Origin of the sequence: Pseudomonas citronellolis, assembly GCF_029335315.1 — a bacterium.
Taxonomy (GTDB): Bacteria; Pseudomonadota; Gammaproteobacteria; order Pseudomonadales; family Pseudomonadaceae; genus Pseudomonas; species Pseudomonas citronellolis_A.
The window spans coordinates 1-16,037 of the sequence record NZ_JARJLT010000306.1 but is presented as its reverse complement, the minus strand read 5'-3'; the positions used below and the strand labels follow the sequence as shown (position 1 = coordinate 16,037).

16 protein-coding genes are annotated in these 16,037 nt (G+C 68.6%); 14 read left to right on the top strand and 2 right to left on the bottom strand.

Going from position 1 to position 16,037, the window contains the following annotated elements; all coding sequences use genetic code 11:
* Positions 1–235 precede the first annotated feature (235 nt).
* From urtA to P3W75_RS23185, 11 genes are all read left to right on the top strand, one after another.
* On the top strand, positions 236–1,504 hold the full coding sequence (gene urtA, locus P3W75_RS23235) for an urea ABC transporter substrate-binding protein (protein WP_276229668.1): 1,269 nt from the start codon (positions 236–238) through the stop codon (positions 1,502–1,504).
* Positions 1,505–1,676: 172 nt separating this feature from the next.
* The gene (gene urtB / locus P3W75_RS23230) at positions 1,677–3,263 is read left to right on the top strand and encodes an urea ABC transporter permease subunit UrtB (RefSeq protein WP_276229667.1); all 1,587 of its coding nucleotides are present in this window, start codon (positions 1,677–1,679) and stop codon (positions 3,261–3,263) included.
* The gene (gene urtC, locus P3W75_RS23225; protein WP_276229666.1) at positions 3,260–4,339 is read left to right on the top strand and encodes an urea ABC transporter permease subunit UrtC; all 1,080 of its coding nucleotides are present in this window, start codon (positions 3,260–3,262) and stop codon (positions 4,337–4,339) included. The genes urtB and urtC overlap by 4 nt, the downstream gene beginning before the upstream one ends.
* The gene (urtD, locus tag P3W75_RS23220) at positions 4,336–5,181 is read left to right on the top strand and encodes an urea ABC transporter ATP-binding protein UrtD (RefSeq protein WP_276229665.1); all 846 of its coding nucleotides are present in this window, start codon (positions 4,336–4,338) and stop codon (positions 5,179–5,181) included. The genes urtC and urtD overlap by 4 nt, the downstream gene beginning before the upstream one ends.
* A 108-nt stretch (positions 5,182–5,289) precedes the next feature.
* A complete protein-coding gene (gene urtE / locus P3W75_RS23215; RefSeq protein WP_276229664.1) occupies positions 5,290–5,988 on the top strand; it encodes an urea ABC transporter ATP-binding subunit UrtE in 699 nt (232 codons plus the stop codon).
* A gap of 281 nt (positions 5,989–6,269) precedes the next feature.
* On the top strand, positions 6,270–7,103 hold the full coding sequence (locus P3W75_RS23210) for an urease accessory protein UreD (protein WP_276229663.1): 834 nt from the start codon (positions 6,270–6,272) through the stop codon (positions 7,101–7,103).
* Positions 7,103–7,405 carry an urease subunit gamma gene (locus P3W75_RS23205; RefSeq protein ID WP_276229662.1) on the top strand — a complete coding sequence of 101 codons (303 nt, stop codon included), beginning with the start codon at positions 7,103–7,105 and terminating at the stop codon, positions 7,403–7,405. The genes P3W75_RS23210 and P3W75_RS23205 overlap by 1 nt, the downstream gene beginning before the upstream one ends.
* A 157-nt stretch (positions 7,406–7,562) precedes the next feature.
* Positions 7,563–8,069: a GNAT family N-acetyltransferase gene (locus tag P3W75_RS23200; protein WP_276229661.1), complete on the top strand. Its 507-nt coding sequence runs from the start codon at positions 7,563–7,565 to the stop codon at positions 8,067–8,069.
* The gene (locus P3W75_RS23195; RefSeq protein WP_276229660.1) at positions 8,066–8,371 is read left to right on the top strand and encodes an urease subunit beta; all 306 of its coding nucleotides are present in this window, start codon (positions 8,066–8,068) and stop codon (positions 8,369–8,371) included. The genes P3W75_RS23200 and P3W75_RS23195 overlap by 4 nt, the downstream gene beginning before the upstream one ends.
* 119 nt (positions 8,372–8,490) lie before the next feature.
* Positions 8,491–10,191: an urease subunit alpha gene (gene ureC / locus P3W75_RS23190; RefSeq protein WP_276229659.1), complete on the top strand. Its 1,701-nt coding sequence runs from the start codon at positions 8,491–8,493 to the stop codon at positions 10,189–10,191.
* 265 nt (positions 10,192–10,456) lie between these two features.
* The gene (locus tag P3W75_RS23185; protein ID WP_276229658.1) at positions 10,457–11,704 is read left to right on the top strand and encodes an ABC transporter substrate-binding protein; all 1,248 of its coding nucleotides are present in this window, start codon (positions 10,457–10,459) and stop codon (positions 11,702–11,704) included.
* A 6-nt stretch (positions 11,705–11,710) separates the two neighbouring features.
* Here P3W75_RS23185 and P3W75_RS23180 read toward each other — a convergent pair whose 3' ends face one another.
* Complete coding sequence (locus tag P3W75_RS23180) at positions 11,711–11,977, bottom strand: DksA/TraR family C4-type zinc finger protein (RefSeq protein ID WP_276229657.1); 267 nt, start codon at positions 11,975–11,977, stop codon at positions 11,711–11,713.
* Between the two features lie 178 nt (positions 11,978–12,155).
* Here P3W75_RS23180 and P3W75_RS23175 point away from each other — a divergent pair, with 178 nt between their 5' ends.
* Entirely contained in the window at positions 12,156–12,827 is a 672-nt protein-coding gene (locus P3W75_RS23175) for a hypothetical protein (protein WP_276229656.1), read from the top strand.
* A 100-nt stretch (positions 12,828–12,927) separates the two neighbouring features.
* Positions 12,928–13,575, top strand: coding sequence for a hypothetical protein (locus tag P3W75_RS23170; protein WP_276229655.1), 648 nt, complete (start codon positions 12,928–12,930; stop codon positions 13,573–13,575).
* A gap of 15 nt (positions 13,576–13,590) precedes the next feature.
* Here the strand turns inward: P3W75_RS23170 and P3W75_RS23165 are convergent, their stop codons facing one another.
* Positions 13,591–14,454, bottom strand: a complete 864-nt coding sequence (locus P3W75_RS23165; protein WP_276229654.1) for an isocitrate lyase/PEP mutase family protein — start codon at positions 14,452–14,454, stop codon at positions 13,591–13,593.
* A gap of 218 nt (positions 14,455–14,672) precedes the next feature.
* On the opposite strand from P3W75_RS23165, the gene P3W75_RS23160 reads away from it, so the two are divergent.
* On the top strand, positions 14,673–15,938 hold the full coding sequence (locus P3W75_RS23160) for an Hsp70 family protein (RefSeq protein WP_276229653.1): 1,266 nt from the start codon (positions 14,673–14,675) through the stop codon (positions 15,936–15,938).
* The last annotated feature ends 99 nt before the right edge of the window (positions 15,939–16,037 follow it).

Genomic DNA, 16,037 nt, shown 5'->3' with positions numbered 1-16,037 from the left:
CCGCGCGTGCGAATCCCTGGAATGCACGCTCCTGGTGCACCAAAAAGCCTGACCAAACCGGCAAAAAATCCCGCGCGAGCCTTCTACGGCGAGACTTTGCGCTGCTTGGCACGGATGCTGCGATAGCCCTCCCGACCCGCAGGGGTCCCCTACCCATATCGGGAGGCTGCACAGGCGACGGCCCATGATCCGCCCGGCACCCTCCCCGGTCCAGGAAGCCAAGGAGGCTGCCGCGATGAAACGTCGTCCCCTGTTGAAAAGCACCCTGGCGGTGAGCGCGCTGCTGCTCACCGGCCTGTTCCCCTTCGCCGCCCAGGCCGCCGAGACCATCAAGGTCGGCATCCTGCACTCGCTGTCCGGCACCATGGCCATCTCCGAGACCTCGCTCAAGGACATGGCGCTGATGACCATCGACGAGATCAACGCCAAGGGCGGGGTGAACGGCAAGAAGCTCGAAGCGGTGGTGGTCGACCCGGCCTCGAACTGGCCGCTGTTCGCCGAGAAGGCGCGCCAGCTGCTGACCCAGGACAAGGTCGCGGTGGTGTTCGGCTGCTGGACCAGCGTCTCGCGCAAATCCGTGCTGCCGGTGTTCGAGGAGCTCAACGGCCTGCTGTTCTACCCGGTGCAGTACGAGGGCGAGGAAATGTCGCCGAACGTCTTCTACACCGGCGCGGCGCCGAACCAGCAGGCGATCCCGGCAGTGGAATACCTGATGAGCGAGGACGGCGGCGCGGCCAAGCGCTTCTTCCTGCTCGGCACCGACTACGTCTACCCGCGCACCACCAACAAGATCCTCCGCGCCTTCCTGCACAGCAAGGGCGTGCAGGACAAGGACATCCAGGAGGTCTACACGCCGTTCGGCCACAGCGATTACCAGACCATCGTCGCCGACATCAAGAAATTCTCCGCCGGCGGCAAGACCGCGGTGATCTCCACCGTCAACGGCGACTCCAACGTGCCCTTCTACAAGGAACTGGCCAACCAGGGCCTGGAAGCCACCGAAGTGCCGGTGGTGGCCTTCTCGGTCGGCGAGGAAGAGCTGCGCGGCATCGACACCAAGCCGCTGGTGGGCAACCTCGCGGCGTGGAACTACTTCGAGTCGGTGAAGAACCCGGAGAACGAGAAGTTCGTCGCTGCCTGGAAGGCCTACGCCAAGGCGAAGAACCTGCCGAACTACTCCACCGCCGTGACCAACGACCCGATGGAAGCCACCTACGTCGGCATCCACATGTGGGCGCAGGCCGCGCAGAAGGCCGGCAGCACCGACGTCGACAAGGTCCGCGAGGCCATGGGCGGGCAGACCTTCAAGGCGCCCTCGGGCTTCACCCTGACCATGGACAAGACCAACCACCACCTGCACAAGCCGGTGATGATCGGCGAAATCCAGGACGACGGGCAGTTCAACGTGGTCTGGAAGACCCCCGAACCGATCCGCGCCCAGCCCTGGAGCCCGTTCATCCCGGGCAACGACAAGAAGCCGGACTATGCGGTGAAGAGCAACTGAGTCGGCGCTCGCCAGAGCCCCTCTCCCCAGGAGAGGGGACGCCACGCCAACCTCACGCGCGACAGTGAGCTCCATGCTCCCAGTCGCATGCCGTACGGCCCCCTCTCCCTTCAGGGAGAGGGCTGGGGAGAGGGTGTTCTAGCCCAAGCGCCAGCCTCTCAGGAACCACACCATGCCCACTGCCCTCTACCGCCTGCTCCAAACCTGCGCCCTCGCATTGGCCACGCTCCTCGCCCTGCCCGCCCATGCCGGCCCGGCGCAGGACTTCGCCGCCGCCGACAACGAAGCGCGCGGCAAACTGCTCGAACAATGGGCCACGACCCCGGACGCCGAGCGCCTGACGCTGCTCGAAGCGCTCCAGGCCGGCCGCTTCGCCGTCGACGCGCAGAACCATGCCTTCCTCCTCGGCGACGACAAGCAATACCACCCCGCCGAAGGCGACATCGCCGCCGCCGGCGAACCCGACAAGCTGCGCCTGAACAACCGCCTGCGCGGCCTGCTCAACACCGCGCTGGCCAGCCACCAGCTGGTCGCCAGGGACCCGGCCGCGCGCCTGGACGCCGCTCGGCAGCTGCAGAAGAGCGCCAAGCCGGCGCAGCGCGAGCTGCTCGCCCAGCGCGCCGGCGCCGAAACCGACGACAAGGTGAAGGCCGCCCTGCAGCTGGCCCTGGCCAACCTGCAACTGGCCGACGCCGACCCGCAGGTGCGCCTGGCCGCCGTGCGCCTGCTCGGTGAATCCGGCGACCCGCTGGCCCTGACGCGCCTGCAGAACCTGCTCGACCCGGCCGTGGAAGCCGACGAACAGGTGCGCACCGCCGCCGCCACCAGCCTGGCCCAGGTCAAGCGCCGGCTGCAGGTCGGCGACCTGCTCGGGCAGGCCTTCAGCGGCCTGTCGCTGGGCTCCATCCTGCTGCTCGCGGCCCTCGGCCTGGCCATCACCTACGGCCTGCTCGGGGTGATCAACATGGCCCACGGCGAGATGCTGATGCTCGGCGCCTACTCCACCTACATGGTGCAGACGCTGCTGCAACGCTTCGCCCCCGGCCTGCTGGAGTACTACCCGCTGCTGGCGCTGCCGGTGGCCTTCGGCGTCACCGCGGCGATCGGCATGGCCCTGGAACGCACGGTGATCCGCCACCTCTACGGGCGCCCGCTGGAAACCCTGCTGGCCACCTGGGGCATCAGCCTGGTGCTGATCCAGCTGGTGCGCGTGCTGTTCGGCGCGCAGAACGTCGAGGTGGCCAACCCGGCCTGGCTGTCCGGCGGCATCCAGGTGCTGCCGAACCTGGTGCTGCCGTGGAACCGCATCGTCATCATCGGCTTCGCCCTGTTCGTGCTGGCGCTCACCTGGCTGCTGCTGAACCGCACGCGACTGGGCCTGAACGTTCGCGCGGTGACCCAGAACCGCAACATGGCGGCCTGCTGCGGCGTGCCCACCGGGCGCGTGGACATGCTCGCCTTCGGCCTCGGCTCGGGCATCGCCGGGCTCGGCGGGGTGGCCCTGTCGCAGGTCGGCAACGTCGGCCCGGACCTCGGCCAGAGCTACATCATCGACTCCTTCCTGGTGGTGGTGCTCGGTGGCGTCGGCCAGCTCGCCGGCAGCGTCTGCGCCGCCTTCGGCCTGGGCGTGGCGAACAAGATCCTCGAACCGCAGATCGGCGCGGTGCTGGGCAAGATCCTGATCCTGGCGCTGATCATCCTGTTCATCCAGAAACGCCCGCAGGGGCTCTTCGCTCTGAAAGGGAGGGTCATCGATTGAACCAGCCACTGACCATCAGCGCCGCGCAGAAGGCCGGGCCGAAGCTCAGCCTCGGCCTCGCCGGCCTGGCCTTCGCCGTGCTGCTCGCGCTGCCGCTGCTGCACCTGCTGCCCGAGAGCAACGCCCTGCACCTGTCGGCCTACGGCCTGACGCTGACCGGCAAGATCCTCTGCTACGCCATAGTCGCGCTGGCCCTGGACCTGGTCTGGGGCTACGCCGGCCTGCTGTCCCTCGGCCACGGGCTGTTCTTCGCCCTGGGCGGCTACGCCATGGGCATGTACCTGATGCGCGAAGCCTCGGGCGACAGCCTGCCGGCGTTCATGACCTTCCTCTCCTGGAGCGAGCTGCCGTGGTACTGGTACGGCACCCAGCACTTCCTCTGGGCGCTGTGCCTGGTGGTGCTGGCGCCGGGGCTGCTGGCCCTGGTGTTCGGCTTCTTCGCCTTCCGCTCGCGGATCAGGGGCGTGTACTTCTCGATCATGACCCAGGCCCTGACCTTCGCCGGCATGCTGCTGTTCTTCCGCAACGAGACCGGCTTCGGCGGCAACAACGGCTTCACCAACTTCCGCAGCATCCTCGGCTTCCCGATCACCGCGCCGGGCACCCGCGCCGCGCTGTTCCTGGCCATCGTGCTGCTGCTGGCGGCCAGCCTGGCGCTGGGCTTCGCCCTGGCGCGGAGCAAGTTCGGCCGGGTGCTCACCGCCCTGCGCGACGCCGAGAACCGCCTGATGTTCTGCGGCTACGACCCGCGCGGCTACAAGCTCTTCGTCTGGACCCTGTCGGCGGTCATCTGCGGCCTGGCCGGCGCCCTGTTCGTGCCGCTGGTGGGCATCATCAACCCCAGCGAGATGTCGCCGACCAACTCCATCGAGGCCGCCGTCTGGGTCGCCCTCGGCGGGCGCGGCACGCTGATCGGCCCGCTGCTCGGCGCCGGCGTGGTGAACGGCGCGAAAAGCTGGTTCACCGTGGCCTTCCCGGAGTACTGGCTGTTCTTCCTCGGCGCCCTGTTCATCGTCGTCACCCTGTACCTGCCGCGGGGCATCCTCGGGCTGATCAAGCGGGAGAAAGCGCAATGAGAGCCGTACCCCACCTGATGCTGGAACCGGCCTTCGACCCCAGCGGCACCGGCCGCGACGCCGTCGGCCTGGGCGCCAGCGCAAGCGCCGGCCTGGACGTGCGCCACGGCACCATCCTTACCCTGGAAGACATCAACGTCAGCTTCGACGGCTTCCGCGCCCTGCGCGACCTCACGCTGTACATCGGCGTCGGCGAACTGCGCTGCATCATCGGCCCCAACGGCGCGGGCAAGACCACGCTGATGGACGTGATCACCGGCAAGACCCGCCCCGACGGCGGCAAGGCCTGGTTCGGCGAAACCTACGACCTCACCCGCATGAGCGAGGTGGAGATCGCCCAGGCCGGCGTCGGCCGCAAGTTCCAGAAGCCCACGGTGTTCGAGGCGCTCTCGGTGTTCGAGAACCTGGAGCTGGCGCAGAAAGCCGACAAGTCGGTATGGGCCAGCCTGCACGCCAAGCTCACCGGCGAGCAGAAGGAGCGCATCGAGGAAGTGCTCGCCACCATCCGCCTCGGCGAGTCGCGGCGGCGCCCGGCCGGGCTGCTGTCGCACGGCCAGAAGCAGTTCCTGGAGATCGGCATGCTGCTGGTGCAGGAGCCGCAACTGCTGCTGCTCGACGAGCCGGTGGCGGGCATGACCGACGCCGAGACCGAGTTCACCGCCGAGCTGTTCAAGTCCCTTGCCGGCAAGCACTCGCTGATGGTGGTGGAGCACGACATGGGCTTCGTCGGCAGCATCGCCGACCACGTCAGCGTGCTGCACCAGGGCCACGTGCTGGCCGAGGGCTCGCTGGAGGAAGTGCAGGCCAACGAGCAGGTGATCGAGGTCTATCTGGGCCGTTAGAACGATGGCGGATGAAGCGTTCCGCTTCATTCGCCCTACGCCGCAGCCAACCGTAGGGCGCATAACGCGCAGCGTTATCCGCCGCAGCTCGATTCAAAGGAAATGCCCATGCTGCAAGTCGACAAGCTCCACCAGTACTACGGCGGCAGCCACATCCTCCGTGGCCTGTCGTTCGACGTGAAGATCGGCGAGGTCACCTGCCTGCTCGGGCGCAACGGCGTCGGCAAGACCACCCTGCTGCGCTGCCTGATGGGCCTGGTGCCGGCGCGCGAAGGCAGCGTCAGCTGGGAAGGCAAGCCCATCACCGGCTACAAGCCGCACCAGCGGGTGCACGCCGGCATCGCCTACGTGCCCCAGGGCCGCGAAATCTTCCCGCGCCTGAGCGTGGAGGAAAACCTGCTGATGGGCCTTTCGCGCTTCGGCGCCAAGGAAGCCAAGGCAGTGCCCGAGTTCATCTACGAGCTGTTCCCGGTGCTGCGCGAGATGAAGCAACGCCGCGGCGGCGACCTCTCCGGCGGCCAGCAGCAACAGCTGGCCATCGGCCGCGCCCTGGCCAGCCGCCCGCGCCTGCTGATCCTCGACGAGCCCACCGAAGGCATCCAGCCCTCGGTGATCAAGGAGATCGGCGCGGTGATCCGCAAACTCGCCGAGCGCGGCGACATGGCCATCCTGTTGGTGGAGCAGTTCTACGACTTCGCCGCCGAACTGGCCGATCAGTACCTGGTGATGGCGCGCGGCGAGATCGTCCAGCAGGGCCGCGGCGCGGACATGGAAAGCCAAGGCGTGCGCGGCCTGGTCACCATCTGAACCCTCGGCTTTTCGCTTTTCGTAGGAGCGAGGGGGGGCGCCTAGCCCTTGCTCGCGAACGGCTTCGCTGCAGGGCTGTTCGCGAGCAAGCTCGCTCCTACAATCCATGCACCGCATTGGTGCGAGCCGATGCGCTACGCACCGCAATCGCGCCCATACCTGACCGATCGGACAACCCGCGAAACCCGCCACGCCAGGCCTCGTGGCGGCCACGCACTATCCTGGCGCAGAAGGCACGCCAATTGCTCTGGCAAGGGCAACCGCCACAGAACCGAGTTTCGATGAACGCACCCGCCGCCCTCTTCCACCCCGCCTGGCACGCCGAGCTGGAGCTGGCCTACGCCCGCCTCGGCGCCGGTACGCGGCCAGTGACGCGGCGCCACCTGGGCCCGCTGCGCGTGCAGAAGCACCTCTACGCAGAGGGCCCGGAAGTCTGCCAGCACATCGTCGTGCACCCGCCCGGCGGCATCGCCGGCGGCGACACCCTCGACCTCGACATCCACGCCGGCCCCGGCGCCTGGGCGCAGCTCACCAGCCCCGGCGCGGCCAAGTGGTACCGCGCCGCCACCCCGGCGCGGCAGCGCCTGCGCCTGCGCGTCGAGCCCGGTGCCACCCTGGAATGGCTGCCGCAGGAAACCATCGTCTACGCCGGCGCGCAGGCCGAACTGCACGGCGAGATCGACCTCGCCTGCGACGCCCGCCTGTTCTACTGGGACGTGGTCGCCCTCGGCCGCCCCGCCGCCGGCGAGCGCTTCGACCAGGGCCGCTTCGCCGCGACCCTCGACATCCGCCGCGACGGCCGCCGCCTGTGGCACGAACGCCAGCGCATCGACGGCGGCGACCGCCTGCTCGACTCGCCCATCGGCCTGGCCGGGCAACCGGTCATGGCCACCCTGATCGCCAGCGGGCAGATCGACGCGCAGTTGCTCCAGGCCTGCCGCGCGCTACCCTGCCTGGGGCGCGGCAACCTCACCCAGCTGCCCGGCCTGCTGGTCGCCCGCTGCCTGGCCGGCGAAGCGCTGCACGCGCGCGCCTGGCTCATCGAACTGTGGCGCGCGCTGCGGCCCGCGCTGCTCGGCCGCGAGGCCGTCCCCCCGAGAATCTGGAGCACCTGATGGACCTCACTCCACGCGAGAAAGACAAGCTGCTGATCTTCACCGCCGGCCTGGTGGCCGAGCGCCGCCTCGCCCGCGGCCTGCAGCTGAACTACCCGGAGGCCGTGGCGCTGATCTCCGCCGCGCTGCTCGAAGGCGCCCGCGACGGCCGCAGCGTGGCCGAACTGATGCACTACGGCACCACCCTGCTCAGCCGCGAACAGGTGATGGAAGGCGTGCCGGAAATGATCGCCGAGATCCAGGTGGAAGCCACCTTCCCCGACGGCACCAAGTTAGTCACCGTTCACCAGCCCATCGCTTGAGAAATCGCTCAATGCCTACTGCGCTTGCGCAGGCCGCGTTGCTCGTCGACTCGGTCTGCTCATTTACAGTCGTAAACTCCGCGACCTCGTCGACGAGCGCCTCGCCTGCACTGCGCTCGCTACGGCCTTGAGCGATTTCTGACATAGGGAAGCCACCATGCACATCCGCGACGCCAGCCCAGCCGACCTCGGCCCTCTGCGCGACATCTACAACGACGCCGTGCTCAACACCACCGCCATCTGGAACGAGATCGCCATCGACCTCGACAACCGTCGCGCCTGGCTGGAACTGCGCGCCCAGCAGGGCTTCCCGGTGCTGGTCGCGGAAGACGCCGGCGAAGTGCTGGGCTACGCCAGCTACGGCCCCTGGCGCGCCTTCGACGGCTTCCGCGAAACCGTCGAGCATTCGGTGTACGTGCGCGCCGACCAGCGCGGCAAAGGCGTCGGCCCGCAGCTGATGCAGGCGCTGATCGAGCGCGCCCGCGCCCAGGGCCTGCACGTGATGGTGGCGGCCATCGAAAGCGGCAACGCCGCCTCGATCCGCCTGCACGAACGCCTCGGCTTCGCCACCACCGGGCAGATGCCGCAGGTGGGCCAGAAGTTCGGCCGCTGGCTCGACCTGACCTTCATGCAATTGACCCTCGACCCACGGAGCGCCCCATGATCCCTGGCGAATACGACATCCAGCCCGGCGAGATCGAACTCAACGCCGGCCGCCGCACCCTCAGCCTCGCGGTGGCCAACAGCGGCGACCGGCCGATCCAGGTCGGCTCGCACTACCACTTCTTCGAGACCAACGACGCCCTGCTGTTCGACCGCGCCGCCGCGCGCGGCATGCGCCTGAACATCCCGGCCGGCACCGCGGTGCGCTTCGAGCCGGGGCAGAGCCGCGAGGTGGAGCTGGTGGAGCTGGCCGGCGAGCGCCGCGTGTTCGGCTTCGCCGGGCGGGTGATGGGCGCGCTGTAAATCCGCGCCAGCAAGAGCGCCCTCTCCCCCGCCCTCTCCCTTCAGGGAGAGGGCATGTTCAGCCCCGAACAGAAAGCTCAGGAAAAGTACCGAATACCCCTGGCCGCCAAGGAGCCCCGATGAAGATTTCCCGCCAAGCCTACGCCGACATGTTCGGCCCCACCGTCGGCGACCGCGTGCGCCTGGCCGACACCGAGCTGTGGATCGAGGTGGAGAAGGACTTCACCGTCTACGGCGAGGAAGTGAAGTTCGGCGGCGGCAAGGTCATCCGCGACGGCATGGGCCAGGGCCAGCTGCCGGCCGCCGAGGTGGTCGACACCGTCATCACCAACGCGCTGATCCTCGACCACTGGGGCATCGTCAAGGCCGACGTCGGCCTCAAGGACGGCCGCATCAAGGCCATCGGCAAGGCCGGCAACCCGGACATCCAGCCGGGCGTGAACATCGCCCTGGGCGCCAGTACCGAAGTCATCGCCGGCGAAGGCATGATCCTCACCGCCGGCGGCATCGACACGCACATCCACTTCATCTGCCCGCAGCAGATCGAAGAAGCGCTGATGAGCGGAGTCACCACCATGATCGGCGGCGGCACCGGGCCGGCCACCGGCACCAACGCCACCACCTGCACCTCCGGGCCCTGGCACATGGCACGCATGCTCCAGGCCGCCGACGCCTTCCCGATGAACATCGGCTTCACCGGCAAGGGCAACGCCAGCCTGCCGCTGCCGCTGGAAGAACAGGTGCGCGCCGGCGCCATCGGCCTGAAGCTGCACGAGGACTGGGGCACCACCCCGGCGGCGATCGACAACTGCCTGGGCGTAGCCGACCGCTTCGACGTGCAGGTGGCCATCCACACCGACACCCTCAACGAATCCGGCTTCGTCGAAACCACCCTGGCCGCCTTCAAGGGCCGCACCATCCACACCTACCACACCGAAGGCGCCGGCGGCGGCCACGCGCCGGACATCATCCGCGCCTGCGGCTTCGCCAACGTGCTGCCCAGCTCCACCAACCCGACCCGGCCGTTCACCCGCAACACCATCGACGAACACCTGGACATGCTCATGGTCTGCCACCACCTGGACCCGAGCATCGCCGAGGACGTGGCCTTCGCCGAATCGCGCATCCGCCGCGAGACCATCGCCGCCGAGGACATCCTCCACGACCTCGGCGCCTTCAGCATGATCAGCTCCGACAGCCAGGCCATGGGCCGCGTCGGCGAAGTCATCACGCGAACCTGGCAGACCGCCGACAAGATGAAGAAGCAGCGCGGCGGCCTGCCCGGCGATGGCGCGCGCAACGACAACTTCCGCGCCAAACGCTACATCGCCAAGTACACCATCAACCCGGCGATCACCCATGGCGTCAGCCACGAAGTGGGCAGCATCGAAGTGGGCAAGCTGGCCGACCTGGTGCTCTGGCGCCCGGCCTTCTTCGGCGTGAAGCCAACCCTGATCCTCAAGGGCGGCGCCATCGCCGCGAGCCTGATGGGCGACGCCAACGCCTCCATCCCCACCCCGCAGCCAGTGCACTACCGGCCGATGTTCGCGAGCTTTGGCGGCAGCCGCCACGCCACCAGCCTGACCTTCCTCAGCCAGGCCGCCTGGGATGACGGGCTGCACGCGCGCCTGGGGCTGCAGAAAGCCATCGGCGTGGTGCGGGGCTGCCGCACGGTGCAGAAGACCGACCTGATCCACAACGCCTACCTGCCGCACATCGAGGTCGATCCGCAGAACTACCAGGTGCGCGCCGACGGCCAGTTGCTGTGGTGCGAGCCGGCCGAGGTGCTACCGATGGCGCAGCGTTACTTCCTGTTCTGAGCTTCGCCGCGCTGGCCCGGAGCGGGTCATCGCGGGCATGGCCCGCTACGCAAAACGCCCGGCCCATCCCCTGCAGGAGCGCGCCATGCGCGCGATCGCGAGCGCGGCCCGCGCCTACGAAGGGCGACTGCGGAATATGCCGGAAATACCGGGGCGATTTCGGAAGAACCCGGCGCCCCCAACCACGCCACATTTCCCCCCGGGGTCCACCTCCTAGCCTGTGCCGGACCACGTGCCCGTCCCGCTAGAACAACAAGGACTCCCCATGCAACGACTGACCGCCGCCCTGCTCCTGGCGCTGGGGCTAAGCCTCTGCGCCCACGCCGCCGACCCCATCACCCTGGGCCTGAACTACCCGCGCACCGGCAGCTACCAGAAGGAAGGCCTCGACCAGATGCGCGGCGCGCTGCTGGCCATCGACGAACTCAACGCCGCCGGTGGCGTGCTCGGCCGCCCGCTGCGGCTGTCCAGCCTCGACAGCGCCTCGCGCACCGCCAAGGCGGTGGCCAACGTCGACAAGCTCGCCGACGAGGGCGCCAGCATGCTCTTCGGCGGCTCCTCCAGCGCGGTGGCCATCGCCGCCGGCAAGCGCGCCGCGCAGCGCGGCCTGCTGTACTTCGGCACCCTCACCTACTCCAACGACACCACCGGCAAGGACGGCCACCGCTACATGTTCCGCGAAAGCACCAGCGCCTGGATGAGCGCCCGCGTGCTCGGCCAGTACCTGGCCCGGGAACACGCCAACCAGCGCTACTTCTACCTCACCTCCGACTACACCTGGGGCCACACCACCGAAGCCTCGCTGCGCCAAGCCACGGGCACCACCGACGGCGCCCGGCATGTCGGCGTGCGCATCCCCTTCCCGGCCGTGGGCCTGGCGCCCTACCGCGACGCCCTGACCCAGGCCGCCGCCAGCGATGCGCAGGTCCTGGTGCTGTCGCTGTTCGGCCGCGACCTGGTGCGCGCCATGCGGGTGGCCCACGACCTCGGCCTGACACGGCGCATGCAGGTAGTCGCACCCAACCTGACGCTGAACGTCATCGAGCAAGCCGGCCCCAGCGTCATGCAGGGTGTGCTCGGCAGCGCGCCCTGGACCTGGAACGTGCCGGAGCGGGAGAACAGCGCCCACGGCAAGGCCTTCGTCGCCGACTACATGAAACGCTACGAGATGTACCCCTCCAGCGCCGCGGCCTCCGCCTACAGCATCGTCCACCAGTGGGCCCAGGCGGCGCGGCGCGCCAACAGCCTGAGCAGCGAAGCGCTGATCAGCGCCCTGGAAGGCCACCGCTACAGCCTGCTCAAGGGCGAGCAGTACTGGCGCGCGTTCGACCACCAGAACGTGCAGCGCATCTATGCGGTACGGGTGAAAACCCGCGAAGAGGTACTGAAGGATCCACTGCGCCAGGACTACTTCGAGATCATCCACCACCTGGACGGCGACCTCGCCGCCCCCAGCCTCGACGAGTGGAAGGCCGAGCGCCAGGCCGCCGGGCAGCCGCCGCGGTTGCTCTAGGGCGCCTCAGCGCAGCTGGCTGTCCTTGCTGCCGCGCCGGTTGTAGCCGGCGAAGGCCGCCTGCTCCTGGTCGTGGGCGGCCTGGCAGTTCACGCACAGTCGCACGCCGGGCACGGCCTTGCGTCGCGCCTCGGGTATCGGCGCGTCGCACTCTTCGCAACGCTCCAGGCTTTCGCCCTGGGGCAGTTGGCTGCGCGCCCTGGCGACGGCGTCCTCGATGGTGCTGTCGATCTGTTCCTGCACGGCGCCGTCGTTCGCCCAACCGCTGGCCATGGCAACCTCCGCTCAAAAACTGTACAGACTGATGATATGGCCGCCCCGGCGGCCAATTGCAAGGGGCGCACGCCCGCGTCGAATCGTGAAAACCTCGAAGGGTGCGCTGAAAAGCCCCTTCCCCAGGCGTCGCGCAGCGAGAACAATAGCGCGCTTTTTCCGCCATGGATGTTTCCCGATGCGAACCCGCCACACTCGTTCCCGCCATTGGCTGCCGCTGGCCCTCTGCGCCCTGCTCGGCGCCCAGGCCCACGCCGCCGGCGCACCCGCCAGCGAAGCGAGCCTGACCGATGCCAACCGCTACCTGCTGCTGTACAGCGCCACCGGCGACGAGCACTTCCTCGTCGGCCTCGACGCCGCCGGCAAGCGCCTGGAAGCCTCTCTCGCCCAGCGCCAGGACGCCGACGCCCTGCGCGCGCTCTGGGCCGGCTACCAGCAGGGCCGGCAGAAACTGCTCGCCGACCACGCCGCGCGCAAGCTCGATGCGAACGCCGAGATGGCCCAGAGCCTGAAGCTCGCCGAGCCCCTGGACGCCTACCTCAAGGCCCACCCGCAGGCCACCCCGGACCTCGCCGACGACCTGCGCCAGCGCGCCCTGCTCACCGCGCGCCAGGCCAACCTGCGCAAGGTCGACGGTACCCGCGCCGACGCCGAGGCCAGCGACATCAAGGCCCTGGACGCACGCATCCAGCAGCGTATCGACGCGCTCGCCAAGACCGACCCGGCCCTGTCGGAAAGCCTGGCCAAGCGCTGGCGCTACCTGCAGATCAGCCAGAGCAACGGCAAGCTGCTGCTCTACCCGTTCAACGCACAGATCGAGGCCATGCTCGGCCAGTTGGGCGGCGCCTGACCCACGGCCCGGAAGTGGTCTACCGCTCCCCCGGAACGGTCCGGCAGCGCCTTCACTCCCCAGCCTAAAAAATGGGCGGCTCCATCGTCAGGAACCGCCCATGCGCCGACTCATCCTCTCCCTGCTGATCCCTCTGCTCGCGGTCATCGCGCCCGGCGCCGCGTTCGCGTCCTTCGACACCACCCTGCAGGCCGCGCAGCGCTACCTGCTGCTGTACAGCGCCACCGGCGACGAACGCTTCCTGCTGCGCCTGGAAAACCTCGACGCGCGTTTCCAGGCCCAGGTCGACGCGCAGGGCAACAGCGCGACCCTGCGCGACGTCTGGGAACTCTACGGAGAAACCGTGCGACGGGTGGCCGACGGCTATATCAGCAGCGGCCGGGCCCTGCGCGAAGCGCTGGCCCAGGCACTGGAAGTCTCGGCGCTACTGCAGGAGCTACGCATCGACACCCCAGCGGCGGGCGGTGCCGCCGGCCTGGCCGACAATCTGCAGCGCCTGGCCCTGCTCCAGGCGCGGATCGCCAACCGGCGGCTACTGGGGGAAGAGGTCGGCGGCCTGCAGGAGCGGATCGCCGGGGTGCGCGACACCCTCGAAGCGCAATTCGCCGCCCTTCCGTCGACCCCGGAAGGCGAAGCGATGCGCGCGCGCTGGCGCTACCTGCGGCTGACCGAGCGTCCGACGGGCACCCTGCTCTACCCGTTCAACGCCCAGGTCGAGCACCTGCTGGAACGGCTCGGCGACGGCTGAGGCGAGGCGCCGCGCCTATTCCTTCACTTCCATGTATTCCCTGGCGAAGATCTGGTACTCCTCCGGCAGGGTGTATTTCTTCGCCAGCTCCGAGGCGGTCAGGTCGGAAGCGTCGACGCCGCGCTGCTCGCGCAGGCAGTCGTAGGTGGCCTTGATCGCGGCGAAGTAGGCGGCGTGGCCGTCGACCACGATGCGCACGCCGAGCCGAGCCAGGCGCTGGTCGTCGCGCAGCTGAGGGTTGCCGTAGGACACCAGCATCAGCGGCACGCTCAGGTGCCGGGCGATCTGCTCCAGGTGCTCGAAGTCGCGGATGCCGACCATGCAGATGGCGTCGGCGCCGGCGGCCTGGTAGGCCAGGGTGCGGCGGATCACGTCATCCACCTCGAGCACCTCGGCGTTGGTCCGCGCGATGATCGCCATCTCCTGGTCGACCCTAGCCTCCAGCGCCGCGCGAATCTTGCCCACGCCCTCCTCCACCGGAATCAGGTCGGTGGACTTGCGGCCGAACTGCGCCGGCAGCAGGGTGTCCTCGATGGTCAGCGCGGCCACGCCGGCGCGCTCCAGCTCGACGATGGTGCGCATCACGTTCAGCGCGTTGCCGTAGCCGTGGTCTGCGTCGGCGATCACCGGCAGGCGCGCGACGCGGCCGATGCGGGTAGCCTGTTCGACGAATTCACTGAGGGTGATGAGGGCGAAGTCGGGCGCCGCGAGCACTTGTAGCGAAGCTACAGAACCACCCAGGATGCCGACCTCGAAACCGAGGTCACCGGCGATGCGCGCCGACATCGGGTCGAATACCGAGGCGGTGTGGTAGCACGAGGAAGAGTTCAGCAACGCCCGGAAACTCTGGCGTAGCTCGTGGTGGGAGGCTCTGTGCATGGCGGGTTCCAACTGCGACCTGGAGGTGGGAGACGGGGTTCTGCGGAATCTGCAAACTCTTGTAGGAAAACTACAGGACTGCAAATGTAGCAAAACTACAAGGCCTACCCAAGCACTCTATAACGTCCACCGTCCAGCGGCGCGCCAGCCGATAACCGAGCATCGGCGCCGGCACTCGCGTAAACTGCGCGGCCGTTTTTTCCCCGGACCTTTCCGCCATGCTGCACTCCACTGAAGCCCGCGCCCTGGGCATCGACTTCGGCACCTCCAACTCCACCGTCGGCTGGTGGCGTCCCGGAACCGAGCCGCTGATCGCACTGGAAGACGGCAAGATCACCCTGCCCTCGGTGGTCTTCTTCAACACCGAGGAACGCCGCCCGGTCTACGGCCGCCAGGCCCTCGACGAATACCTGGAAGGCTACGAGGGGCGCCTGATGCGCTCGCTGAAAAGCCTGCTCGGCTCGCCCCTGCTCAAGAGCGAGACCACCGTGCTGGGCAGCGCCCTGCCGTTCAAGGACCTGCTCGGGCTGTTCATCGGCGAACTCAAGAAACGCGCCGAGGAAACCGCCGGCCGTGACTTCGAAGCCGTGGTGCTGGGCCGCCCGGTGTTCTTCGTCGACGACGACCCCGAGGCCGACCGCGAAGCCCAGGACACCCTGGTGGCGGTGGCGCACAAGCTCGGCTTCAAGGACGTGTCCTTCCAGTTCGAACCGCTGGCCGCGGCCTTCGACTACGAGCGCAGCGTCGAGCGCGAGGAACTGGTGCTGATCGTCGACATCGGCGGCGGTACCTCGGACTTCTCCCTGGTGCGCCTGTCGCCGGCGCGCCGCGAACAGGCCGAGCGCCAGGACGACATCCTCGCCACCGGCGGCGTGCACATCGGCGGCACCGACTTCGACAAGCAGCTCAGCCTGCAGGGCGTGATGCCGCTGTTCGGCTACGGCAGCAAGATGAAGTCCGACGCGCTGATGCCCACCAGCTACCACCTGAACCTGGCCACCTGGCACACCATCAACGCGGTGTACGCGCAGAAGTCGCAGCTGGCACTGAAGAACATGCGCTACGACATCGTCGACGGCACCGGCATCGACCGCCTGTTCCGCCTCATCGAACAGCGCGCCGGGCACTGGCTGGCGATGCAGGTGGAAGCCAGCAAGATCGAGCTGAGCGACAGCCCGCGCCGCGACATCGACCTGGCGCGCGTCGAGCCGGGCCTGGTCGCCGAACTGACCCGCGAACTGTTCGAAAGCGCCATCGACCTGCAACTGGAGCGCGTGCGCGCCGGCATCAGCCAACTGCTGAACGACGCCGACATCGACCCGGCGAAGGTCGACACGGTGTTCTTCACCGGTGGCTCCAGCGGCGTGCCGGCGCTGCGCCAGAGCGTGGCGGCGATGCTGCCCAACGCCCACCACGTCGACGGCGACCGCTTCGGCGGGATCGGCAGCGGCCTGGCCATCGAGGCGAAGAAGCGCTACGGCTGAGCCCCGCTGTTCGCAGGAGAAGCACCGTCGTAGGAGGGTGTTGAGCGAAGCGATACCCATCATCACCACCGCATGGGTTTCGCAGGCTCACCCCATCCC